Below are 24,918 nucleotides of genomic sequence, written 5' to 3'. Positions count from 1 at the left end.
AGACGGCTGAAGCATTGTCAAGCCATTCCACTGGTTTCATGCCTTTTTTTGCGCCTTCTCGCGCGAAGTCCGTCCCGCTTGCTGCGGATCAGATCCGCCTCAGCCTCACTGCTGATCTTGATGGTCTTCACCACGTAGACCCTTCCCTCATCGGTATGCTTCATCCGGATCTTTCCCTTCAGATAACCGTGCTCCGGACACCAGGCCACGCTGTAGTAGTTCCGCGAATTCACGGAAAACCAGCGCATCTTCTTCCGGGACTTCCTTCCGCATCTGCAGCAGTAGGTACTGCAGACCTCCGGATCCTTCATCGCTTCCTCCTTGGTTTTGAACTCCCTGGAGATGTATTTGCTGTACCCGTTGTAAATCGTGTGGATTTCCTCGGTTTTCTTCTTCGGGTTCTGATATACGTCGATGGAGTCGTAGGCAAGCACGACATCCATGTCGATCTTCTGAAAAATCAGCGCGGTATACCTGGCATCTGACAGCGCCCGGTGGAATTCCTCGTCCTTTCCGAGCTTCAGGTAATCAATCCCGTATTCCAGTGCTCTGCGGCTCTTCATGTCCTCGAACTGAACCGCGAACAGTTTCTGAACATCATAGTAATGAAGCGGTCCCTTCAGCAGTTCAAGCACCTGATAATATTTCATATTTCGCTGAAGCTCCGTCAGATCAACGGTGCCCCAGGTGCAGAAAATCGATTCCGGACCGGCCCAGGCCAGGAACTGCCGGACCGCATCCGGAAAATAATCGCCGTTCTTCAGTTCTTCTCTGCCGATATGCACAATCTCCCGTGTGCGGTAATTCAAAGATTTATAGACAACCGGCCGTATCACACGCTGAAACGTATCGACAATCTCCCGGTTCTCATCCAGCTTTACGGCCCCGATCTCAATAATCTCAAACGGAAGACGTTTCACCTCACGGCTTTTGCCGTAGGGGCTCTGGTTCCACTCAAGATCAAAGACAATATAATTCATTGTTTCATGTCCTTTTTGCATAGATAGTTTTATCATAGCACATCCCTTTGTTGCCGCGCAATGCATACCCGCACTACTTTCTAAAGCTCCACCCGCCCGGTTACTGTTCGCCCCATCTATGTACGGCAAGAACTTAAGCGGTGCGTATACAGACAACCGTCATGCCCGCAAGCGGCAATCATGCTGACGACGAATTTCGCTGTGTCGCGGTGCGTATACAGAAAAACTTTCCCGGGCACAACGAGATAAAACACGCTGCGCGAGTTTTATCTCGCTATCGCGACGCTCGCCGCACACGAATACTTCGCATTCGGCTGCGGCTCACTGTTCGCGTAAACAAAGAGGCTGCTCAAGCGTACCCGCTTTCACAGCCTCTTTCTGAATCAGTATTCAATTTCCGGATATATACCGGATCAGCCTTTCACACCTCCGGCCGTAACTCCTCCGACGATATACTTCGAGAGGAAGAGATATACAAAGATGACCGGGAAGATGGAGAAGGTGATAGCCGCATATACCTGTCCCATATCAAACTTCAGCCAGTCCGCGGAACGAAGCTCCGCAATCAGCACGGGAAGGGTCTTCATGCTTTCCTTGTGCAGAATCAGCGCGGGAGTGAAGTAATTGTTCCAGCTGTTGACAAAGGTGAAGATCGCCTGCACCGCGATTGCCGGTTTCATAAGCGGCATAACGATGGTGTTGAAGATCCGGAATTCACCGGCTCCGTCGATCCTTGCGGCCTCCAGAAGAGATCCCGGAAGATTCGAGTCCATGTACTGCTTCATATAGAAGAATACAATCGGCGACGCGACAGCCGGAACTACAAGCGGGAGATAGTGATCCATCAGATTCATCTTGCTGACCAGCTGTACAAAACCAAGCGCGGACACCTGCGTCGGAATCATCATGATCGCGAGAATAAAGGTGTAAATCGCCTTCTTTCCCTTGAAGTCATATGCGTGAATTGCGTATGCGGTCATCGTGCTGAAATACGTGCTGCACAGGGCGCTGAGGCCGGCAATGATCAGCGAATTCAGCATGCCGCGCACGAAAGGAAGCGATCCGTGCAGCATATTGTACAGATTCTCAATTAAATGTGAACTCGGGACCGGTGTAAACCCTTTGCCCAGCTCGCCGTTGGATCTGGTGGTATTGATGAACAGAATGTAGAACCAGATCAGACACAGGAAGGTCAGAAGGATGAGTATTATATAGGAAAAAATTCTTCTTCCCCTGACAGTTCCCTTCGCTGTTTTTTCTTCGTTATTTTGTACTGCAGCCATCTCCTGTCCCCTCCTTTCAGTCCTGCTTGTCCGCTGTTGTCTTAAACACAACCATACTCAGTAAACCGGTAATGATCAGCAGAATCACCGAAAGGGCACCGGCCATTCCGTAGTTCTTGCTGTACAGATGCTTATTCAGATACATGATAAGCGTCATCGAAGAACGCATCGGATCTCCGCTTCCGTTCGTCAGGATCTGCGGAACATCGAACATCTGCAGGCCGCCGATCAGGGATGTGATCATGACATACACAAAAATCGGTTTCAGAATCGGCATCGTAATGCGGAAGAAAATCTGTCTCGCATTGGCGCCGTCTACCTCGGCCGCCTCAAACAGCGACGAGTCGATGCCCAGCATACCTGCCATCAGGAGGATCGTCGTGTTGCCGAACCACATCAGGAAGTTCATAAACGCGACCATACCCCGGACGCTTCCGATATGAGACATGAACTTATAGGGCTTCGCAATCAGGTGCAGAGACATCAGAATCGAATTGACAGGCCCGCTGTCCGCAAAAAGGGTGAAGAACAGCATGGCAAACGCCGATGCCATAATCAGGTTCGGGAGATAAATCACAGTCTTGAAAAATCTCTGCGCTTTCAAGTGCAGGGACGGATCGGTGAACCAGGCTGCAAGCGCCAGCGAGACTACGATCTGGGGCACAAATCCAAGCACCCACATGATCATGGTGTTCGCGAAATACTTCGGCAGATCACCGCTCGTAAACAGCTTTGCGTAATTTGCAAGTCCGATGAAATTCGGTCCGATCTGCTTCAGACCCGATCTGTAATTTTCAAAAAAACTGTTGTAAATGGTAGAAACCAGCGGAATCATCTGAAAGATTACAAACACCGCCATAAAGGGTATCAGAAAAATATATCCGTACCGGTTATGCCTTTTGATCCTGCTTTTCTTATGCTTTTCCATACCCTGACCTCCCGACTCAAATGGCTCCGATTTATATCTGCGTATAAAAACGGGGATCCGTCAGAGCAGATCCCCGACCGGGACGACGGATCCTTAAGCTTTCACGGATCCATCGCTCCTTTCCTTTTCCTTCTGTCAGTCTACGCTGACATCCGGATATTTCTCCTGAATTGCGCTCTTGAACTGCGCCAGTGCATCGTCATAGGAAGCATTTCCATCGAAGTAGTTCTTCATAGCGGTCTGGAATTCCTCGTTGCATCCCTGATCGTAAATGGAGATGTTGCTCATATCTACCTTCTCAGCACCTGCTGACAGCATCGCGTACGGATTCTGTCCGCCGAGGATCGGGTTTCCGAAGGACTCGTCGTTTGCGAGAGCATCCAGAACGGTCTTGTTGTTTACACAGTCAGAATCATCAACAGCGATTTCCTTCATGATATCATCGTTTGTCGTCATGTTCAGGATGATGTCCTTTACAAGCGTCGGGTTGTCCGTTCCATTTGCCGCGCAGATCCATGTGCCGCCCCAGTAGAAGCCCTGCGGTCCTGTTACCAGACCCCAGCCGCCGTCCTTGCCGACGGATCCGTCCTCATCGCTGTGCATCGAGAAGTTGATCAGCCATGCCGGTCCGAAGTAGCAGAATACCGGAGTATCCTTGAAGAATCCCTTTGACCAGTCGTCGGACCACAGCTCATAGGAGTTCTCCTCGCCTGCGTCTACAAGAGCCTTGGAATCATCCGCCCATGCCTTGATGTTGTCATCAACGACAACCTTGCCGTCCTGAACCCACGGTCCGGAAACGTTGTTGGAATATACACGATAGGTATCCATAGCGGAGCACATCTGATAGCCCGCATCCTTTACCTTCTTGGCGGTCTCATTGAATTTGTCCCAGCTGGAAACCGCATCCTGAACCGCGTCCAGATCATCTGTTCCGAGAACCTTCTTCGCGATATCACGGTTGAAGATCAGTCCTGCGGAGCATGCCTGCCATGAGGAACCGCGGATATCTCCGTTCGCGTCCGTCACGACATCCTTTGTATACTGATACTGCTTGGAGAGATCGTCATCGGTAATGCCAAGGTCTGAGAGCTTCATCGCAACATCCGCGTCAGCGTCAATATACTTCAGCGCGTAATCCGCTTCTACCAGGAAGATATCAACCTTCTTGTCCGCTGATGCATCCGCATTCTCCGGAAGTACGGTGTCCAGATTGTTCTGGTATGCGTTGTCATCGGAAGGAGTAACGGTAAATTTCACGGTAACGTCGCCGATCTTGCCGCCCTTCGTGGCATCATTCGGATCAGCAGCCTCAAATCCCGGATAGTGAGCCGCAAGACGATTCGCGAACTCATCATTCCAGCACTGGATATTCAGAACGGTTCCCTCTCCGGAAGCATCTGCAGACGAAGACGTCGCCTCGGCTGCCGAGCTTGAGGAAGCAGCCGTGGTCTCTTCCTCCGCACTGGAAGAAGCAGATGTACTTGCACTGCTTGCGGACGATCCGGACGAGGATGCCGCGGATGAGGAAGCAGTGGAGCTGCTGCCGCACGCTGCCATCGGCACTACCAGTGCCGCCGCCATTGCAAGACTGAGTAATGTTCTCATACGTTTCTTCATGTTTTTTCCTCCCTTACATTAAATAGCTCTGCTGTCATGATTTGGATTTTGATACAGAGTTTATTTTAGAAACAAAAACAACAGGTTACCTCTATGTATTACATCTTGGTGCAATGTTATTGCCTGCAAATTTCATCCGCGTCCTGCGCGGCGGGGCTTTCATCAGCTCAACTGCTCTTCCGGCGCATTCACATCACTCACATGCAAGACTCATGGAAGACGATTCCATGCCTTTCCGATCACGTCCGGTCCGGCACACCGCTTACACGGAAGTCTGCGGATCCCCGGAAATATCTCTGACCGTCTGCCCCTCCAGCAGCTTTCCCTCAACGAGAAGCTCCTCTGCGACGCAGCTCTTCTTGTGCTCGATGGACTCGACCAGCTTTCTCCCGGAGACTTCTCCGATCTTTGCCGCGTCCTGATACCACGTAGTAAGCTTCGGGCGGATCACCTGCGACAGATTGATGCCATCGTATCCGACCACGCTCAGGTCTCCCGGAATGGAAATCCCCATGCGCTCACACTGATTGCTTCCGCCGATGTACGAGAAATCATCCGGGTACATGATCGCGGTCGGCGGTTCTTTCAGCTCCATAAGCCGGCGTGTCGCCTCTGCTGATACCTTTGTGTCGTGATACCTGCCCTCGATGACATATTCCTCAGGCACATCGATTCCGAGTTCACCGCACGCCTTGTAGAATCCGCTCAGCCGTTTCTGTGTAACCGACGTCTGTTCTCCGTGAATGAACGCGATCCTCCGGTGTCCCTTGTCATACAGGTAATGCACCAGCTGGTACGCACCGTTCACGTTGTCACTCATCACACAGCTGTGATTATTAAACGTATAGTCTATCGTTACCGTTGGAAACTCACTGTCAATCAGTTCCCGAACCGCGCGACCTGTGAAGTCAACGCTGGCGATCAACACTCCGTCGCACTTGCGGTATCTGCAGTGTTCCGTGAAGGATCTCCCGCCGATGGCCTGGCTGATAAAGGTAATGTCATACCCCAGCGCTTCTACCGTATTCTTCGCGCTGTTCAGAATCTGCGAAAAATATTCATGAGTCAGACCGCTCATGGTCTCGTCCTCAAATACGACTCCGATATTATGTGAGATATTAGTCTTCAGCTGTCTCGCGGCTGCGTTCGGCATGTAATGCATCTCCCGGGCTGCCCTCAGGATCCGTTCCGTCGTCTCTTTTCCTACGTCGCCGTAGCCGTTCAACGCCTTGCTGACTGTCGCCGGAGAAACCTCACACATTTTTGATAGATCTTTAATCGTCACCATGATGTCCTGATCTCTCCTTTGGTCTGTCTCACTTAATCGTTTTCGTTGTTCTCATTCTAAATCGTTTTCGGTTATTCGTCAATTATTCTCATTTCACAATTATATTCCGATATTTTTGTCTAGTTTACATATACTTTATCTTTGAAAACGTTTTCGCTATTTACTTTCAAATAATTGAAGCTTATAATGAGCTAAAAATAGTTACGAAAACGTATTCGTACAGATTCTTCGAAAACCCAGTCGGGCGGCTGTCACGACACGCGCAAGAGATATGACAGATGATGAATCTTCACGATTACAATGCCGCCTGTCGCACAGCGCGCAAAAAAACTGACAGATAATGAATCTCGTCGATTACAATGCCGCCTGTCGCGGCACACGAAAGAGATATGACAGATGATGAATCTTCACGATTACAATGCCGCCTGTCGCACGGCGCGCAAAAGAACTATCTTATAATATGTGATTATGTATGCATATACAGAGCCATCTGAAAGGAGGATATCAGATGAAATTCGGACACTTTGACGACGCGAACAAAGAGTACGTGATCAGCACTCCCCGTACTCCCCTTCCCTGGATCAATTATCTGGGTTCGCAGGATTTTTTCAGCCTGATTTCAAATACGGCCGGAGGATATTCCTTCTATAAAGACGCGAAGCTCCTGCGTCTAACCAGATATCGCTACAATAACTGTCCTCTCGATAACGGCGGACGTTATTACTATATTAAAGACGGGGATACGATCTGGAATCCCGGCTGGCAGCCGACACAGACCGAACTCGACAGCTATTCCTGCCGTCACGGTCTGGGATACACCATTATCACTGGCAGCAAAAATCAGATCGAGGCTACGCTTCAGGCATTTGTACCGATTCATGACAACTGTGAGATCAACCGCATCATTCTGACGAACAACTCCTCTTCCCAGCAGCATCTGGATCTGTTCAGCTTCGTCGAGTTCTGTCTCTGGAACGCACAGGACGACGCTTCAAACTTCCAGCGCAATTTTTCCACCGGTGAGGTGGAGGTACTCGGGAATACGATCTACCACAAAACCGAGTATCGCGAGCGCCGGAACCACTATGCCGTCTATTCCGTGAATCGCGATATCGCCGGATTCGATACCAGCAGAGAGGCTTTCATCGGACTCTACAACGGCTTTGCCAATCCTGAGGCAGTGCTTGCAGGAGAAAGCAGGAACAGCATTGCACACGGCTGGCAGCCGGTTGGAAGTCACCATCTCAAGGTCGATCTCGCCCCGGGTGCCTCGGAGAGCTTTATTTTTGTTCTGGGATACTGTGAGAATCCGAAAGATCAGAAGTTCGAGGCTCCGAATGTCATCAACAAGAAGCCGGCAAATGAGCTTCTCGCAAAATACCAGACCGACGAACAGGTTGATCAGGCTTTTCAGGAACTGAAGGATTACTGGAGCCGGCTGTTATCCACCTATACCGTGCACACCGATGATGAAAAGCTGAACCGCCTTGTAAACATCTGGAACCAGTATCAGTGCATGGTGACCTTCAATATGAGCCGCAGCGCCAGCTATTTCGAAAGCGGTCTCGGGAGGGGAATGGGGTTCCGGGATTCCTGTCAGGATCTTCTGGGATTCGTCCATCTGATCCCCGAAAGGGCGCGTGAACGAATCATCGATATCGCGAATACCCAGTTCGAGGATGGCAGCACATATCATCAGTACCAGCCTCTGACCAAAAAAGGAAACGCGGACATCGGCGGAGGCTTTAACGACGATCCTCTGTGGCTTATCGCTGCGGTCTGTGCATACATCCGCGAGACCGGCGATTTCTCGATTCTGGACGAGAAATGCGCCTTTGACTGTGATTTTTCCAGGGCAGTTCCGCTGATAGAGCACCTGAGAAGAAGTTTCCGGTTCACCTCAACACACCGGGGTCCCCACAGTCTTCCGCTGATCGGCCGCGCTGACTGGAATGACTGTCTGAATTTGAACTGCTTCTCAGAGGAACCCGGCGAAAGCTTTCAGACCTTCGGCCCGAGCGAGGGCCCGGTGGCAGAGTCTGTTTTTATCGCTGGAATGTATGTCAAATACGGAACGGAGTATGCGGAGCTGTGTGATCAGACCGGTCTTGATGAAGAAGCTGCGGAAGTCCGCAGGAATGTGAAGGAAATGGAGACAGCCATCGAAGACGCCGGATGGGACGGCAGCTGGTTTGTTCGTGCCTATGACGCATACGGCAAGGCCGTCGGCAGCCATACCTGCGAAGAGGGCCAGATCTATATCGAGCCTCAGGGCATGTGCGTAATGGCAGGCGTCGGAGTAGACGACGGAAAGGCCGAAACCGCACTGAAAAGTGTTGAGCAGAAGCTCGAGACAAAATACGGCATCGTCCTGCTGCAGCCGGCTTACACAAAATATCATGTCGAGCTCGGTGAAATTTCCTCTTACCCTCCGGGGTATAAGGAAAACGCAGGGATCTTCTGTCACAACAACCCTTGGATTGCCTGTGCGGAGACCGTTCTCGGCCACGGCAACCGCGCCTTTGAGGTGTTCCGCAAGACCTGTCCGATCTACCTGGAAGATATCAGCGAGATTCACCGCACAGAACCATATGTGTATTGTCAGATGGTCGCCGGCATTGACGCGCCAACCTTCGGAGAGGGCAAAAACAGCTGGCTCACCGGCACCGCCGCATGGACCTTCACGGCTATGAGTCAGTACATCCTCGGTGTTCAGCCTACCTTCCACGGATTGAAAATCGATCCATGTATTCCTGACACCATGAAGGGATATACCATTGACCGAACCTTCCGCGGTGTCAGATATCACATCACCGTGGACAACTCCGCTCACGTACAGAAGGGTGTGAAATCCATGACGATAGACGGCAGTCCGGTCGAAGGCAACGTGATTCCGCCTGTTCAGGATAAAACTGACGTAAATGTCGTCGTGACACTCGGATGAATTGTATATACCGTTTAAGCAGCGAAGGGGGAAATGCCTGTTCTGGTGGACGGTTTAGTGCACGGATGAATTTTATAAGGCTTTTAAGCAGCGAAGGGGCTGTCGCATCAGATGACGCGACAGCCCCTTCGCTGCATTGCAATTCATTTCACTGCCATGCATTGCTGTTAATTTTTACCAGGCATATTTAACACCGAATTTAATGCCTGAATTTAATCGATGGATCTGATTGTCTGATTTACGAGAAGTTTGTAACCAGAGATACAATTCTCAGGCAGAACAGAACGAATACCACCCACATTACCGGGCTGACATCCTTTGCCTTCTTCTCGAATACTTTCAGAATAACCCATGACAGGATACCGAACATGATACCTGTCGCGATGGAGTACGCCAGCGGCATCATCAGCATTGCCATGTACGCAGCTGCCGTATCGGCGATATCTCCGTCAAATTCAATCTTCTTCGCTGACGAGATCATCAGCATGCCGACGTACAGAAGAGCCGGTGCTGTAGCAAAGCTCGGAATTGCAAGAAAAATCGGGCTCAGGAACAGGGACAGGATGAACATCACGCCGGTTGTAACCGCGGTCAGACCGGTGCGTCCGCCTGCAGCGACACCTGCGCTGGACTCTACGAAGGAAGTAATCGTTGATGTACCAAGGCAGGCACCTGCAACCGTACCAATAGCATCAGACAGAAGTACGCGGCCTACACGGGGAAGATTTCCGTTCTCATCCAGAAGTCCCGCCTTGTCTGCAACGCCGACAACCGTTCCAACGGTATCAAAGAGATCTACATACAGGAAACTGAACATGATCGCGATGAACTGAATCAGATGCTGTCCTGCCCATGCGAAATTAAACTTGAACGCCGTGTTCGCGATACCTCCGAGCTGAAGACCTGCGGAGAAGTTCGGGAATACACTGTAGACGCCCGCGTCAACGTCAACGACATACCAGCCGGCTGCCTGTGCGATCATTCCGAGAACCCAGGTAACGATAATGCCGATCAGCACAGAACCCTTTACATTGTAATGCACCAGGATCAGGATGATGATGAATCCGATCAGCGCCAGGGCGACATCCGGTTTACTGAAGTCTCCGAGGCCGACCTTTGTGGAATCATTTGCAACGACGATGTTCGCGTTCTGAAGACCGATGAACGCTACAAACAGACCGATACCTGCGGAGATACCGTTCTTCAGGTTTGCCGGGATTCCGTTGATGATCTGCTCACGTACCTTGAACAGAGACATGATGATAAAGATAATGCCCTCAATAAATACAGCAGTCAGACAGATCGTGAAGGCATCTGCCTGTCCTCCAAGTTCGCCCAGACATACGGTATAAGCAAAATACGCGTTCAGTCCGAGACCTGCGGAAAGAGCAATCGGGTAATTTGCGAAGAATCCCATGATGAAGGTAGCGATCGCCGAAGCAAGAGCTGTTGCAACGAATACGCCGCTCCGATCCATAACCGTACCCAGAATATTCGGGTTGACGGCAAGGATGTAAGCCATCGTCAGAAAAGTTGTGAGACCAGCGATGATCTCAGTTCTCACGGTTGTGCCGTGCTCTTTGAGTTTGAAAATTTTCTCCATCTCCACTCGCCGGAATAACCGGCTCCTCCTTTTGAAAAAATTTTAAATAGTTGATTTATGATTCATCCGAAAGGCAGATTCTGCCTCTGCGGAACAATCATCCTGATTTATTAACCACTCAATCATATTCATCATTTATTCCGCGGCGCGCATCTCAGCAATCCACCGCATATACGCGTGCCTGCCGCATCAGAGTGAAAAATCAAACGCGTCGCTTCCGATCTCCTGATTCTTCCAGTTCATCAGCCAGAGCATCATTTCTCTCTCACCGGCTCTTTCGAGAGTTTTAATGCAGCCCTCAATATTCTCCGCATTGAAAAATCCCTCTTCCGCCAGAAGTTTCAGCACCGGAAGGTTCCGGTCAGCCGCGAGATGACGCAGGACTTCCTCCAGCTTTGCGTTGATTCTGCCGCGGTACTCCGCCGCCTTCTCCGGGGCGAGATCCTCCGGATACTTCAGACGCATCAGAATCATTTCCACTCTCCTGGAATCCATCCAGGTACGGTCGAGCACCCTGTCATAGACCGAGAAATCATACTCCTTCCCGTTTCTGCCGAACCCGGTGAGCAGATCATTCATCATGTAGGTATTCTCAACCGGAAACACAAGAATCGTGCCGGAATTCTGAAGTTTTATTCTGTCTGTCTCGTTTTCTCCCGCGCTACGTGCATATTTTAACAGAAGTGCGTCTTTTTTTAAATACTTATCTATCGATACCATGCACTATTCCAATCTGTTTCACAACACATTCACTTCCCGGCACCATTCTTTCTCGCATTGCATTCATTTTCCCGGTACCATTCTTTCTCGCATTGCATTCATTTTCCCGGTATCATTCTGCTTTAAATCGCATTCACTTCCCGGGACAGCTCCTTTTCCCTCTCGGAAAGCATGAACTTTTTATGGTAGCGGAAATATTCCTCATTTCCGTGCGCACTGAGAAAACGGACGCTGTAATCGTTGACGGTGAGTTCTGTCACCAGGAGAAGCATTTCATTCCCGTCGCCGAAGGCGCGGCTGACAAAATCGAATACGTTGGAAATCTCCCTGCTGATCCGGGAGGTCTCCTCCTTCATAGAGCTGACGCGCCCCGAGAAAATTCTTTTTACAATTTCAAATTCTTTGTCGGATCCCGCAGGCTTCTCCAGACGAAAATCCTTCAGACACTCCCCGGCAAAGGCGATGGGGTACTGCCTCCGGAGTCTCTCATCGTCTGTGATCCCGTTTGCCGCCGTCAGCTCCTCCAGCTTCTGCTCTTCTTTCTGCATAGCTTCTGTCAGAAGCTCCGAGACGGACCGCGCATTTTTTTCCTGTATCCCGGCACCGATCTCAGCCAGTCCGGCGTGCAGACCCTTCAGGCAGTCTTCCTCCCGCACGTTCTGCCGGATTTCCGGCAGCAGCGCCTCCGTCAGAAGCCCAAGCAGAGTGATTCTCTCGTCAAAAGGAGCCTTCCCCGCCCTCGCGACAATCTGTCTTTCCGCAGTCCCGTCCAGGATGCGGCGAATCTGGTAGTCTTCCCGGTACTTCCGGTACAGCTGATAATACGTTGCAAATTCCGCGGCGATTCTCGGGTGGTGCAGATACTGTCCGATCAGCATCTCGTCAACCGGGAAGTTCTGTTCCTCATAGAGAAAAATTGCCTCGGAGAGATCTTCCCAGCCGCGCGCCGTCACGTAGTTCTTCCCGTCAACCGTCGTCTCGATCGAATAGAAATCGTCCGGATTGATATCCAGATAAGACTGAATTGCCTTGTGAATTCCCTGCTTTTCCGCATAAGTCTTCCATGTGGCATAATCCGGCTCCGCCTTCAGGACCTTAAGGCGGTCAAGTGTGACGATGTCAAACTCATGCACCGAACGATTGTACTCCGGCGGATTGCCGGCAGTCACAACGACCCAGCCCCGCGGGATCTGATGATTGCCGAAGGTCTTGTACTGTAAAAACTGAAGCATGGAAGGACCGAGCGTTTCCGATACACAGTTGATCTCATCCAGAAACAGTATGCCTTCCTTCTTTCCGGATTTCTCCATGTTTTCATACATGGAGGCGATAATCTCACTCATCGTATATTCGGAAACATTGCAGGCCTCGCCCTGATAGCTCTTGCGGGAGATAAACGGCAGACCGAGAGCGCTCTGTCTCGTGTGGTGTGTCATGGAATATGAGACGAGGGAGATATCAAGCTCCCTCGCGATCTGTTCCATGATTGCAGTTTTTCCGATTCCCGGCGCGCCGATCAGGAACACCGGTCTCTGCCTCTCCAGAGGAATTCTGTAATTTCCATATTCATCCTTCATCAGATAGATCATCACTGCCTGACGAATCTGTTCCTTTGCCTGCTGTATATTCATTCCTATCTCTTTCTGTATCTCTGACTCTTTCTGCGTCTCCGACTGTGTACCGGTCTGTGTCTCTTTCTCCGTCTATGTTCCGGTCCGTGGCCCCGTCTGCATCTCCCGCTGTGTACCGGTTCGTGGCCCCGTCTGCGTCTCCGTTTGTGTTACAGTCCGTGGCCCCGTCTGCGTCTCTGTCTGTATTACGTTCTCTTTTTCAGGGCCAGTTCCGCAAGCCTGTCAGCGTTTTTGCGATGCGTGCCCGGCGGACGCGGCTTACTGCTCACGCATCTTCAGCTTTGCTTCCGCTAACCGAAGTCTTCCGCGTCCAGAACGAGCCTCATCGCCCACGACGGCACCTTCGGAATCTCAAATCCCTCTCTGACAAAAATAAACGCCGTCTGATACTCTGGTTTCCGCAGTGGAAACGTCCCGTATCCGTCCGTGAAATAAAGGAGTCCCCGGAGATTTCTCAGTTCTCCGGAAGCTCTCATCTGGTCTACCCGTTCAAACACGGGCCGGAAGTCTGTTCCTCCGGACCCGGAAATCTCAATGCTCTTCATGTACCGCTCAAACTCTTCATCGGAGGTTATCTTTCTGTCCTCCTGTATGTCGCTGTCACATTGTATAATATGAAGATTCATCCGTTCTGTAAAGCTCTCTGTCGTTTTCAGCACGGACCACGTCTTGTGGAGAAAGTTACGGATCGTCGATCCCTGGCAGGAGCCAGAGGTATCCAGCGCGATGACAAAATCACGGATCTTCATGGTCTCCCGATATTCAAGCGGCTCGATCAGCGGCATGTTACGGTACAGCTGCATGCCATAAGTATAATAGATATAGTCAAATTCATCCGGGTTGACGTGAATCTCTTCCGCCGATCTCGCAAACTTCCGGAGAAACGACTCATACTCTCCGCTTTTCCGGTACTGCTCGTGAAAAACCTTTTTCAATCCACCCGGAACTCTTGCCTGGTTCTTCTCGAAGGACTCCATATCCTTCTGCACGCCGCTGCTGATGGTCTGCCACTTCTGTCCGACCGAATCTCCGCCCCGGCGGATGATCATCTCCTTCCAGACATGATCTTCCATCAGCCATGGCTCGTGCAGATCAAAACGAAAGAGCTCACGGAGCTCCTCTGCTCCATTCTCTCTATGAGCATTGCCCTCTCCCGAGGCCAGATTTTCTCCCGGAACATTACCATCCCTCGAGGCCAGATTCTCTCCCCGAACATTGCCATCCTTCGTGACCTGATTTTCTCCCGGAACATTGCCATCCTTTTCCGGTACGGATTCTCCAAGGAACAAACGATAAAGGCTCTCGGCGGTCATCTTCTCTGTGTATCTGCGCAGCTGGCGGATCCGGTTTCTGCGCTCCCAGTCTTCCGGAAGCTCCAGATCACGAAGACCGCACTCCTCCACCGCGTTTTCCGCGGCGATATCGGCAGCCAGGTCCCACAGCCCCGTCTCCAGTCTCGTATACCGGAACGGATGCCGAAAGAGACAGTGGAAAATCATGTGAAGGAAGGTTCGGATCAGTCGGATCCGGTCCTCTCGAAACAACCGGATCACTGATTCCGCATCACAGTAAATGTAGCTGCCGTTAGTTCCGATGCCCGCAGGAAGATCCGCCAGACGGTACCCGCCGGCATCAATGCCGAGCAGGCTTCCGGCGAGCTTTTCCCCTAGGGTCTTCTTTTCCTGATCACGCTCTGCACCCTCACTTTCCGGATTCCGGAACTCACTCTCCGTCTTTTCCTTCTCTCCAGCGGAGCTCACCGGGCCTAAGCCAGCTGTCCCGGACCCCGGCAATACGCCCTTCGGAGCCGGATTCATCCTGTCTCCCGGTTCATCAGCTCTCTCTGCGGACGGTGTATAAAAGACCACCGGCATCGCCAGGAGCGCCCGGTTCAGATATGGCATCTCCGTGATCAGCTTGTCCCGCGCGAACTGCAGAATCTGCCCGGCAAGCGCCTCCCGCGAATCCGGATACGCGGTTTTATCCCTTTCAGTTTTCTGCGTCTTATCTGTTATCATTCACTTACTCTTCTTCGCACAGTTCTGCAGGCTGCGCCGGTTCGTTTGTTTGTTTTCTGAACGCTCTGTTTGGGTTTGTTTATTTTCTGGGCGTTCTGAACGCGCTATTCTGGTCTGTTTATTTTCTGAGCGTTCTGTCAGCTTATACCAGTTCTGCCAGCTCGCAGATCAGCTTCTCGGACTTCTCCCAGCCAAGGCAGGGATCTGTGATTGATTTTCCATAGATGCCCTCACCGATCTTCTGATTTCCATCTTCCAGATAGCTCTCGATCATGAGGCCCTTCACCATCCTGTGAATGTCTTCAGATACATGCATGCTGTGAAGAACGTCCTTGGCTATACGGATCTGCTCAATGTATTTCTTACCGGAATTCGCATGATTGCAGTCCACGATCACCGCCGGGTTCTTCAGATCCCGCTCCGCATAGAGCTCACAGACATTTCGAAGGTCTTCATAATGATAATTTGGCATACTGTTGTTAAATTTGTCAACATATCCGCGGAGAATAGCATGTGCCATCGGATTTCCCGTCGTCTGAACCTCCCATCCCCTGTAAAGGAACTTCTGTCTGGACTGAGCCGCTGTGATGGAATTCATCATAACCGTCAGATCGCCGGAGGTCGGATTTTTCATTCCTGCAGGGATGCCGATGCCGCTCGCCACGAGGCGGTGCAGCTGATCCTCCACGGAGCGCGCGCCGACCGCCACATAGGACAGCAGATCCGACAGATATCTGTGATTCTCCGGATAGAGCATCTCCTCCGCGCAGGTGAAGCCGGTCTCCCGGATCACTCTCGTGTGCATATCCCGGATCGCGATGATGCCCGCGAGCATATCCTCCTTGCCCTCGGGATCCGGCTGATGCAGCATTCCCTTATATCCGGTCCCGAGCGTTCTCGGTTTATTCGTATAGACACGGGGAATGATGAAGATTCTGTCCTTCACCTTTTCCTGTACTTTTGCCAGACGGTTCATATAATCCAGAACGGCATCTTCATTGTCCGCCGAGCAGGGGCCGATAATCAGAAGAAAACGGTCATCCTTCCCGGTAAAGATCGCTTCGATCTCCTGGTCTCTCTGCTCTTTGATGTCCTTCAGCCTCTGGTCAAGCGGAAACTCCGCCTTCAGCTCCTGCGGTGTCGGAAGTTTCCGGATAAAATTCATCTGCATTTCCATAGTGTCTTCTCTCCTTGTTTCATGATCGGATCGTTCCGAATCTATTTTCGCGCTTTAAAGTGTAAAAGAAGCGTGTCTTTATATGATACCATAAATACACATCAAATCAACCCGGCACGATATTTTTTTCACATCCCGCCAGATATTTCACATTTTCACCCTGTTGTCGCACACATATGCCCAAATTTTCTCTCCGCCCCTGGCTCAAGCCACCTTGACCTGCGTTCCATGTCGCTGAACAGAGCCATTCATCCTTTGAAAAAATCCCTCCGGATACATTCCTTTCAGATATCTTTTCCTGTACAATAGAGCTGTAGAAATTCGATATCCTTCAGATTACTAATCGAAGGAAGCAAACGAACGAGGAGAATCCGCTATGACTGAAAACAAAATATTCACCAGAAGAAATATGTTCTCTCTGGGCGCCATGATTCTTTCCTCTTTTATCATGGCCTGCGGCAATAACCTGCTGATTGAAGAAGCCAACCTGCTCCCGGGCGGAGTCATGGGCATCTCCCGTCTGACACATGTCATCGGCGGCCTGTTCCATGTAAATATCCCGCTGATCGTTGTGTATCTGGGGCTGAATATTCCGGTCGCGCTTTTCTGCATCCGCCATATCTCAAAGCGATTTGTCCTGCTGTCCCTGATCCAGATTCTGATGCTGTCTCTGTTCATGCATCTGTTTCCTCACTACCGGATTTTTGACCAGGAGATTCTCAATGTGATCTTCGGCGGAGTAATCTGGGGCGCAGGCACCACGATTGCCCTTCAGGGTGGCGGCTCCACCGGAGGAACAGATTTCATCGCCCTCTACGTATCAAACAAGACGGGAAATGAGATCTGGATGCAGGTCTTCTTCTTCAACTGCCTGCAGCTGGCAATCTTCGGATCGGTCGCAGGATGGGGCCAGGCCGGCTATTCGATTATCTTCCAGTTTATATCCACCCGGATGATTAATACCTTCCACAACCGCTACAAACGGGTCGTGCTTCAGATATTCACCAAGCACAAGACCGATGTCACAAAGGCCTACCTAAAGCGCTTCGACCATGGCGTCACCATTCTGGACGGCACCGGAGGCTATACCGGTGAAAAAACCAGTCTTCTGCTTGCCGTCACATCCAGCTACGAGGCAAGCGAAGCTATTGAAGTGATACGCAGGGCAGATCCACACGCCATCATAAATGTCGTGAAATCCGAAAAGCTCGTCGGCAACTTCAAGCAGCCCCGGCTATGATTCGAAACGAGATAAAACACGCTGCGCGAGTTTTATCTCGCTATCGCGACGCTCGCCGCACACGAATACTTCGCATTCGGCTGCGGCTCTCTGTTCGCGTAAATCAGACCTGCTCCGGGATTTTTTCCCGGCCGCAGTTGCCGTAATGTAGTATTCTCCCAAAAAAATTGAAATTCATTCATGTTTCGTATATAATCATGAGAGTGTTTTCCGCGTTAAACTGTTGCGCTGTAAACCGGCGCAATCGCCATACTACTGCGCTGTAAACCGGTGCAGTCACTAAACTGCTGCGTTGTAAACCGGCGCAGTCACTATACTGCTGCGCTGTAAACCGGCGCAGTCACCATCCTCAGTAAACTGCCATGCGATACTCAATCGACCGAAATTCCAGACAGCCCGCCTATATGCAGCTCTATCTGCAGATGCGGGAGGACATTGTGACAGGCGCATATCCTTACGGCACGAAACTGCCATCCAAACGGCTGGTTACCTCAGAGGTAGGGGTCAGCATCATCACCGTCGAACACAGCTACGCGATTCTGTGTGACGAGGGCTATGTTGAGTCGAGAGAGCGAAGCGGCTATTATGTCTGCTACCGGGAAGCGGACGTCGTTCCCGTAGCGGGAATGACAGCCCACGAAGGTGGTGCCGGAGGTCACGCACATCCTTATCCGCCGCGTTTTTCCGAGAAGCGGCTGAAACGACAGGAACGGGATGTGCTGGATGAGACGACGCGCTCCGGTGTTTCGGACAGCTCTGACGGCATTCCGTACAGCATCCTCGCGCGGACCATGCGCAGGGTTCTGACCTGTCAGGGAGAGAAGGTTCTGGTCAAGTCTCCCGGAAGCGGCATTCCCGAGCTGCGGATTGCGATCGCGTCCTATCTGGCCAGAAGCCGCGGCATCCGCATCGAACCATCTCAGGTCATCATCGGATCCGGAGCGGAATACCTGTACAGCCTGATCGTTCAGCTGCTCGGCCATGACCGTATCTACGCTCTCGAAGATCCCTCTTATGAGAAAATCCGCCGCATGTACGCGGCGAACGGTGTCGTCTGCGATATGCTCAAAATGGGACCGGAGGGTATTCTGAGCACCGAACTCGCGGCCACAAAGGCCACCGTCCTTCATGTGACGCCCTTCAACAGTTTCCCGAGCGGCATCACAGCTTCCGCCTCCAAGCGGAGGGAATACATCCGGTGGGCGGCAGACAGGAACGGAACCATCATCGAGGATGATTTTGATTCGGAATTCACGGTATCCTCAAAGGCCGAAGACACGCTCTTCTCCCTGGAGCCCATGAAGACCGTGATCTATCTGAACACTTTTTCCAAAACCGTCTCACCCTCCATCCGTATCGGATACATGATCCTGCCGGAGGAGCTTGTGGGACAGTTTCAGACAAAGGTCGGATTCTATTCAAGCACCGTCCCCACCTTTGAGCAGTATGTCCTGACAGACCTGATCAACAGCGGAGACTTCGAACGGCATATCAACAGTGTGCGCAGAAAACGCCGGAAGGAAAGGGAAACAACCGAACTTCTATAATTTTATCATTTACACTTTGGGGGAAATATGGAAAAAAGAGAAACGCTTGGATCCAGGCTTGGATTCATTCTGCTGTCGGCGGGCTGTGCCATCGGAATCGGCAATGTGTGGCGATTCCCCTACATAACCGGTAAGTACGGCGGCGGATTTTTTGTGCTGATTTACATCGTCTTTCTGCTGATTCTCGGAATTCCGATCATGACCATGGAATACTCCATGGGCCGGGCCAGCCGCAGAAGTATTCTTCCCGCGTACCGCATGCTCGAGAAGAAGGGAACGAAATGGCATCTGATGGGCTATCTGTCCATGGCAGGAAACTACGTGCTTCTGATGTTCTACTCCGTCGTATCGGGATGGATCCTCTACTATGCGGTGCAGATGGCCGCCGGGCGCTTTGATGGAAAGAGCACCGTGGAGATCACATCCGTCTACGCCCACATGATCTCCTCACCGGCGATTCTGACGGGCTTTATGCTCATCATTGTTCTTATAACCGCCGTGGTCTGCAGCAACGGGCTTCAGGGCAGTGTTGAAAAAATCACGAAATTCATGATGATCGCCCTGATCCTGATCATGATCGTTCTCGGAATCCGCAGCCTGACTCTTCCCGGCGCCGGCAAGGGCTTTTCCTTCTATCTGAAGCCGAGCATCAGCAACATCAAAAAGGCGGGCGTGTGGAACGTCATGTACGCCGCTCTGAATCAGAGCTTCTTCACCCTGAGCATCGGTATGGGAGGCATGGAGATCTTCGGAAGCTACATCGACAAGACCAAGCGCCTCGCAGGGGAAGCCGTCATCGTGACATGCCTGGACACCTTTGTCGCCATCACGGCGGGTCTGATCATCTTCCCGGCATGCTTTGCCTACGGCATCTCGCCGGACGCCGGTCCGAGCCTGATCTTCCTGACCCTGCCGAGAGTCTTCTCCTCGATGGCTCTGGGCAGACTGTGGGGAACACTGTTCTTCATCTTCCTGTTCTTCGCGGCGCTCTCCACGATGATCGGTGTGTTCGAGAACCTTCAGGCATTCGCCATCGACCTGCACCACACGCCCCGCAAAAAAGCCGGACTGATCAACGGAATCCTCATCGCGCTGGGCTCAATCCCCTGCGCCCTCGGCTTCAACCTCTGGAGCAGCTTCCAGCCGCTTAGGGCAGGCAACACAATCATGGACATGGAGGACTTCTTCGTCAGCAACATCTGTCTTCCGGTCGGATCCTTTGTCATCATTCTCTTCTGTACCTGGAAATACGGATGGGGCTTTGAGAATTACCTCAGCGAGGTCAACGAGGGCTCCGGCATCCCGGTTTCCGGAAAACTTAAGTGGTACTTCAAGTATGTGCTTCCGGTGATCGTCGGATTCCTGGTTGTGTACGGTATCGTGACCTACTTCTGATTTCTTCCTGCTAACGCAAGACTGCATATGCCTGGATGTCTGTCTTCAGCAGACTGCACATGCCCGGTCTGTGTATCTTCAGCGGTAAACGAGATAAAACACGCTGTGCGAGTTTTATCTCGCTATCGCGACGCTCGCCGCATACGAATACTTCGCATTCGGCTGCGGCTCACTGTTCGATCGGATAGGGGAGATTTTACCCTCCCCTTCCACACCACCGTACGTACCGTTCGGTATACGGCGGTTCAATAGTTTACACGAACTTTCAGATAGTGGGCTGATAAGGATGGATATCCGAGTCTGTCCACTATTATTGTTTTGGTGAGCGCCGAGTTGAGCATCGACGCCGCCCTCCACGTCCCTTTCCTACAGTAAGCCATTTCGCGTACCTTCCATTCTGGCAGATGCAGTGCTCTCAGCATCTTGTACCTCGTTCGCACTCTTTTCCATTGTATCCAGTACACTGCTCGGATTCTGTGCCGTAGCCACTCATCCAGTTCTTCCATAAGTCCCTTCATGTCCGCATACCGGAAATGGTTTATCCACCCTCTGACAGCATCATTGAGTTTCTTCTCCCTCACCGGATTGCTCCATTTGTTTCCTCTGGCGGTTAACATCCTCAGCTTGTTCTTGAATTTCGCTACCGACTTCGGATGCACCCGGAACCGGCATTTCCCCATGTAGCGGTAGAAACCGTATCCCAGGTATTTCACCTTGCTGATATGACACACTGTAGTTTTATGAAGATTGACTTTCAGAAAGAGTTTTTTCGTTATGAATGGCACTATGTTTTCCAATGTACGCTCTGCGCTCTTCTTGCTCTTGCATAGAATCATGCAGTCGTCGGCGTATCGTACGAACCTGTGTCCTCTTCGTTCCAGTTCCTTATCCAGCTCGTTTAGCATGACGTTTCCACACAGCGGACTCAGCGGACCACCCTGTGGTACGCCCTCTTCTGTTGGATGGAACCCGCCATCTTTCATAACCCCGGCCTTCAGATATTTGTGAATCAGTGAGATCACACGCCCATCTTTGATTGTCCTCGACAGCACCTCAATAAGCTTGCTGTGGTTGACAGTGTCAAAGTAAGCCTGCAAATCCATACTGACCACGTACACATATCCTTCTTCGGCGAATTGCTTGCATCTCTTGATAGCATCATGCGTACTTCTTCCCGGCCGGAATCCGAAACTGTTGTCTGAAAATTGCTCCTCGAAGATGGGTGTCAGCTCCTGCGATATCGCCTGTTGGATCAGTCTGTCCACGCACGACGGTATGCCTAACTTCCTGACCTTGCCTTTCTCCTCCTTGGGTATCTCCACCCTCCGAACCGGATTGGGCTTGTATTTCCCTCTCCTCAACTGCCCGACCAGCTCGTCCCGGTGCTGTTTCAGGTAGGGTAGAAGTTCATCCACCTGCATTCCGTCGACTCCTCCGGAACCATTATTCGCCTTTACCCTCTTATAGGCGGCATTCAGGTTGTCGCTTCTAAGAATGGTGTCGAGCAGGTTGTTCGTCCAAAAGTTCGTATTGGTGTCAGTGTCCCCGGTAATCCATTCATGGGCGTACACTCCTGATACCCTTCCCTGTTCCGCAGGTATCTCTTGCAGGTAGTCTTCGATATGAAGTTGTCTGTACTTAATTCCATGTCCGGTTTCCATTTGAGAATGGCACCTCCTACTGTTCGCCCCTTTCCCAATGTCTCAAGCCATCAGGTATTGTAATATGGGCTCTGCTGACTTCTCACGACAAGCTTTACTCCGCGGCGGCGAATGTTTTATCGCCTTTGCCGTGTCCGTGAGATCTCCCCGGGTACTCACACGTTCTTTCCCACTTATACCTGCCCCGTCTACTGATGGCGTTCTGTGCAGTTATTGGACTTCGGTTTGTACGGCAACCTCATCCACGCTTCACAGCCTATCCGGACAACTTTTACAGGCCAGTGTTTTGCCTACGGCTTCCTTCAGACCTCATCTCACGATGACGCCCTTGCTTTCAGCTGCATCCTTCCCACTGCCGGGCGGATCAGGGACTCTCACCCATTAGAACGTGCGCCCGCCGGGCGCACCGTAAAAAAACACAGCCGGCTCTCAACCGGCTGTGTTTTAGCCAAGGACCAGAATCCTTGATCTTCGATTTCAATTATTCTTTTCCGCTTTCTTTGCTTTTTCTTCCTCTGCATCCGCTGCATTCGCCTTCGCCCGGAAGGCTGCTCCCGGATCGTGTCTGCGAAGATAGAGCAGAATGATGATTCCCGCCGCAACCGTAAACAGTCCGATGAACTGAGAGGTTGACAAGGGCCCGACCTGTCCGCGGATCAGATCACCTCTCCAGAACTCCACGATGAAACGTCCGATGCTGTAGAGTGTCAGATACCATCCGGCAAGCTCTCCCTCTTTCTTCTTCCACTTCTTGTCATACAAAACCAGAAAAGCGAAAAGCAGAAAGTCGCCCGCGCTCATGATCAGCTCGGTCGGCACCAGGTGCACGCCATTCGGCGCGTAATCCGAATGTGTGAATTCCAGATACAGCGGGCCACTGGTCTCCACGCCATAGCAGCACCCCGCGAAAAAGCATCCGATCCGTCCGAAGCCCTGTGCAAGGGCAACTGCCGGGAAGGCTACATCAAAATACAGCCAGACATTCAGCTTCTGCCACTTACAGTAAAGGATGCCGCCGAGAAGTCCTCCCAGCAGTCCTCCAAAGATCACCCAGCCGTTTGAGATCGCGTCGCTCAGGGTCAGTGTTCCGGACACAAGTTCCGGAATAATCGTTATGATGTACAAAATCTTTGAACACAGGAAGCCAAAAACCACACAGGCAATGACCAGTCCGAAGATTTTATCCCTCTCTCTGGCGGTCATGCCCTTCTGCTTCGCTCTGTGTTCCGCGAGAAAATATGCGCAGATAATTCCGATCCCGATCATCAGACCGTAGGTGTGCACCGTAACCGGTCCGATTGAGAATAAATCGTTGTACAATTCTGTCCGTTCCTTTCTCTCCGTATATGCCTGCTGCCCGGCGCCGCAAATCTACAGGCATGCCGCTTCGTCGGTCTGCCGCAGCGTTCACCTCACTGTTTCACACCTTGTGTGAGCGGATGTGGCTTACTGTCCCGAAGACGATACCGTAGAGCTACCCGATGCTGCCGCAGAGGATGACGCTGCGCTGCTGCCTGAAGTCACTGCCGAGGATGATGTTACAGAACTTCCCGATACAGCAGAAGATGACGATACAGATGAGGAAGCTACAAGCTCGGTATAAGCATCGGTGTCATTCACCTCAAGCTTCTTCCACGGGCTTTCCTCAACGACCTGTACGGCGTCCTTCCACTCCTGAAGCTTCTTGTTATAATTGGTCTGCTTTCTCTGCGATACGATGTCCTGTTTCTTGCTCTCGGTCGCATCCTTATCGAAGGTCTTGTCCATTCTCACCAGGTAGTAATAATCCCCGGTGTCGATCACTCCGTCATAGATCTCTCCATCAGAAAGGCTGTTCGCCGCGTCAATGACCGAATCCGGCATTACCGTGTCGTCCGCGCCGTAGGAGTATGTGGTGCACGCGATATTGGTGCTGTCCAGGTTGCTTGCCATCGTCTTCATATCGGCATTCGCGACATCGCCGCTGTCCTTTACCTGCGTCAGAAGCTCTTCCAGTTCCTTCTTGTAGGTGGCCTTCTCATCATCCGTGGCATCTGTCGTCGTACCGGTGCTGCTGTCCGTCTTGGTCAGCGCAATACGCGCATACGTAATACTCGACTGCTTCGCCTCATCATCGGTGACGTTTGTATCCGTGTCTGCCGTCATCGGCTCAAACATCAGCTGCTGATAGGTCTGAAGCTCCAGAACCTCCTTGATGTTATCCTGAGAAACTCCCATCTTGTCCAGCTTCTTCTGGTTCTTCTCATAGGTTGTCTTCGCCGCGTCCTCAATCTGTGTCGCCAGCTCGTCCGGAATGGTTACGCTGTAATCCGAAGCGTGCGCGCGCAACAGAACATCCTGAACGATCGTGTCCTTGACGGAGTTCTTGAGGTTATCTCCATACGTCATGGCATCCTGTGAACTGGTTGCCGCTGAATACTGGTTGCTCCAGAACGTACCGGAAGACAGTCCGTACTGCTTCAGCATATAGGTCGTAGATGCCTGCTGGTATCTCAGGAAAAATCCAGCCGTACCGAGGCTGACCTTCTCGTCTCCAACTGCCAGGGCAGTCTTTGTGCCATCAACTTTTCCGCATCCCGCAAATACAGAGACCATCATAGCCATCGCCAGAACTCCGCACAGAGATGCCTTCTTAAACTTGTTCATTACCGATTCCTCCGAATCATCCATACTTTATCGATCCCTTCACACGCAACAGATAAGGCAATGCTTTAAACCCCTGCCTTTCATGCCTGCTGTGAAGAGTTATACTATTCCGGTGCCCGTCTTCCACGGCACCAATGTTTAAATTATATACTCAATGCCGTAGCAGGGCAACTTGAAATTCCACATTTCACAACCGCCCTGCATCGAAGCGGAACTTCTGCAGCCTCTCTGCAGAAT

At 51.5% G+C, this 24,918-nt stretch carries 17 protein-coding genes; 4 read left to right on the top strand and 13 right to left on the bottom strand.

Annotated features, from left to right (window positions below; translation table 11 throughout):
• Positions 1-17: 17 nt before the first annotated feature.
• The 5 genes from ACTNDI_RS08090 to ACTNDI_RS08070 all read right to left on the bottom strand — a co-directional run bounded on the left by ACTNDI_RS08090 (position 18) and on the right by ACTNDI_RS08070 (position 6,099).
• Positions 18-980 (bottom strand): exonuclease domain-containing protein, encoded by a 963-nt coding sequence (locus ACTNDI_RS08090; RefSeq protein ID WP_441100456.1) that lies wholly within the window; start codon positions 978-980, stop codon positions 18-20.
• Between the two features lie 413 nt (positions 981-1,393).
• Entirely contained in the window at positions 1,394-2,263 is an 870-nt protein-coding gene (locus ACTNDI_RS08085) for a carbohydrate ABC transporter permease (protein WP_441100455.1), read from the bottom strand.
• Between the two features lie 16 nt (positions 2,264-2,279).
• Positions 2,280-3,191 carry a carbohydrate ABC transporter permease gene (locus tag ACTNDI_RS08080; RefSeq protein ID WP_441100454.1) on the bottom strand — a complete coding sequence of 304 codons (912 nt, stop codon included), beginning with the start codon at positions 3,189-3,191 and terminating at the stop codon, positions 2,280-2,282.
• A 135-nt stretch (positions 3,192-3,326) separates the two neighbouring features.
• Positions 3,327-4,811 carry a carbohydrate ABC transporter substrate-binding protein gene (locus ACTNDI_RS08075; RefSeq protein ID WP_441100453.1) on the bottom strand — a complete coding sequence of 495 codons (1,485 nt, stop codon included), beginning with the start codon at positions 4,809-4,811 and terminating at the stop codon, positions 3,327-3,329.
• Positions 4,812-5,073: 262 nt separating this feature from the next.
• The gene (locus ACTNDI_RS08070; RefSeq protein WP_441100452.1) at positions 5,074-6,099 is read right to left on the bottom strand and encodes a LacI family DNA-binding transcriptional regulator; all 1,026 of its coding nucleotides are present in this window, start codon (positions 6,097-6,099) and stop codon (positions 5,074-5,076) included.
• A 508-nt stretch (positions 6,100-6,607) separates the two neighbouring features.
• Between ACTNDI_RS08070 and ACTNDI_RS08065 the strand changes: the two genes are divergently transcribed.
• On the top strand, positions 6,608-9,043 hold the full coding sequence (locus tag ACTNDI_RS08065; protein WP_441100451.1) for a GH36-type glycosyl hydrolase domain-containing protein: 2,436 nt from the start codon (positions 6,608-6,610) through the stop codon (positions 9,041-9,043).
• Between the two features lie 238 nt (positions 9,044-9,281).
• Here ACTNDI_RS08065 and ACTNDI_RS08060 read toward each other — a convergent pair whose 3' ends face one another.
• From ACTNDI_RS08060 to ACTNDI_RS08040, 5 genes are all read right to left on the bottom strand, one after another.
• A complete protein-coding gene (locus ACTNDI_RS08060; protein ID WP_441100450.1) occupies positions 9,282-10,646 on the bottom strand; it encodes an NCS2 family permease in 1,365 nt (454 codons plus the stop codon).
• Between the two features lie 189 nt (positions 10,647-10,835).
• Entirely contained in the window at positions 10,836-11,366 is a 531-nt protein-coding gene (locus ACTNDI_RS08055; RefSeq protein WP_441100449.1) for a hypothetical protein, read from the bottom strand.
• Positions 11,367-11,488: 122 nt separating this feature from the next.
• Entirely contained in the window at positions 11,489-12,997 is a 1,509-nt protein-coding gene (locus ACTNDI_RS08050) for an ATP-binding protein (protein WP_441100448.1), read from the bottom strand.
• Positions 12,998-13,287: 290 nt separating this feature from the next.
• Positions 13,288-15,015 (bottom strand): vWA domain-containing protein, encoded by a 1,728-nt coding sequence (locus ACTNDI_RS08045; RefSeq protein ID WP_441100447.1) that lies wholly within the window; start codon positions 15,013-15,015, stop codon positions 13,288-13,290.
• Positions 15,016-15,157: 142 nt separating this feature from the next.
• Positions 15,158-16,192, bottom strand: a complete 1,035-nt coding sequence (locus ACTNDI_RS08040; RefSeq protein ID WP_441100446.1) for a 3-deoxy-7-phosphoheptulonate synthase — start codon at positions 16,190-16,192, stop codon at positions 15,158-15,160.
• A 376-nt stretch (positions 16,193-16,568) separates the two neighbouring features.
• On the opposite strand from ACTNDI_RS08040, the gene ACTNDI_RS08035 reads away from it, so the two are divergent.
• The 3 genes from ACTNDI_RS08035 to ACTNDI_RS08025 all read left to right on the top strand — a co-directional run bounded on the left by ACTNDI_RS08035 (position 16,569) and on the right by ACTNDI_RS08025 (position 20,374).
• Positions 16,569-17,432, top strand: a complete 864-nt coding sequence (locus tag ACTNDI_RS08035) for a YitT family protein (RefSeq protein WP_441100445.1) — start codon at positions 16,569-16,571, stop codon at positions 17,430-17,432.
• Between the two features lie 362 nt (positions 17,433-17,794).
• Positions 17,795-18,979: a MocR-like pyridoxine biosynthesis transcription factor PdxR gene (gene pdxR, locus ACTNDI_RS08030; protein WP_441100444.1), complete on the top strand. Its 1,185-nt coding sequence runs from the start codon at positions 17,795-17,797 to the stop codon at positions 18,977-18,979.
• A 27-nt stretch (positions 18,980-19,006) separates the two neighbouring features.
• Positions 19,007-20,374 carry a sodium-dependent transporter gene (locus ACTNDI_RS08025; RefSeq protein ID WP_441100443.1) on the top strand — a complete coding sequence of 456 codons (1,368 nt, stop codon included), beginning with the start codon at positions 19,007-19,009 and terminating at the stop codon, positions 20,372-20,374.
• A gap of 245 nt (positions 20,375-20,619) precedes the next feature.
• On the opposite strand, the gene ltrA is transcribed toward ACTNDI_RS08025, so the two are convergent.
• The 3 genes from ltrA to ACTNDI_RS08010 form a co-directional block, all read right to left on the bottom strand.
• Positions 20,620-22,035 (bottom strand): group II intron reverse transcriptase/maturase, encoded by a 1,416-nt coding sequence (ltrA, locus tag ACTNDI_RS08020; protein ID WP_441100442.1) that lies wholly within the window; start codon positions 22,033-22,035, stop codon positions 20,620-20,622.
• A gap of 477 nt (positions 22,036-22,512) precedes the next feature.
• Positions 22,513-23,355 (bottom strand): prolipoprotein diacylglyceryl transferase, encoded by an 843-nt coding sequence (gene lgt / locus ACTNDI_RS08015; protein WP_441100441.1) that lies wholly within the window; start codon positions 23,353-23,355, stop codon positions 22,513-22,515.
• A gap of 126 nt (positions 23,356-23,481) precedes the next feature.
• Positions 23,482-24,681: a hypothetical protein gene (locus tag ACTNDI_RS08010; RefSeq protein WP_441100440.1), complete on the bottom strand. Its 1,200-nt coding sequence runs from the start codon at positions 24,679-24,681 to the stop codon at positions 23,482-23,484.
• Positions 24,682-24,918 lie beyond the last annotated feature (237 nt).

The organism is Bilifractor sp. HCP3S3_D3 (genome assembly GCF_052063915.1).
GTDB lineage: Bacteria > Bacillota > Clostridia > Lachnospirales > Lachnospiraceae > Bilifractor.
The sequence above is the reverse complement of the archived record's forward strand: the minus strand, read 5'-3'. Positions and strand labels throughout refer to the sequence as shown.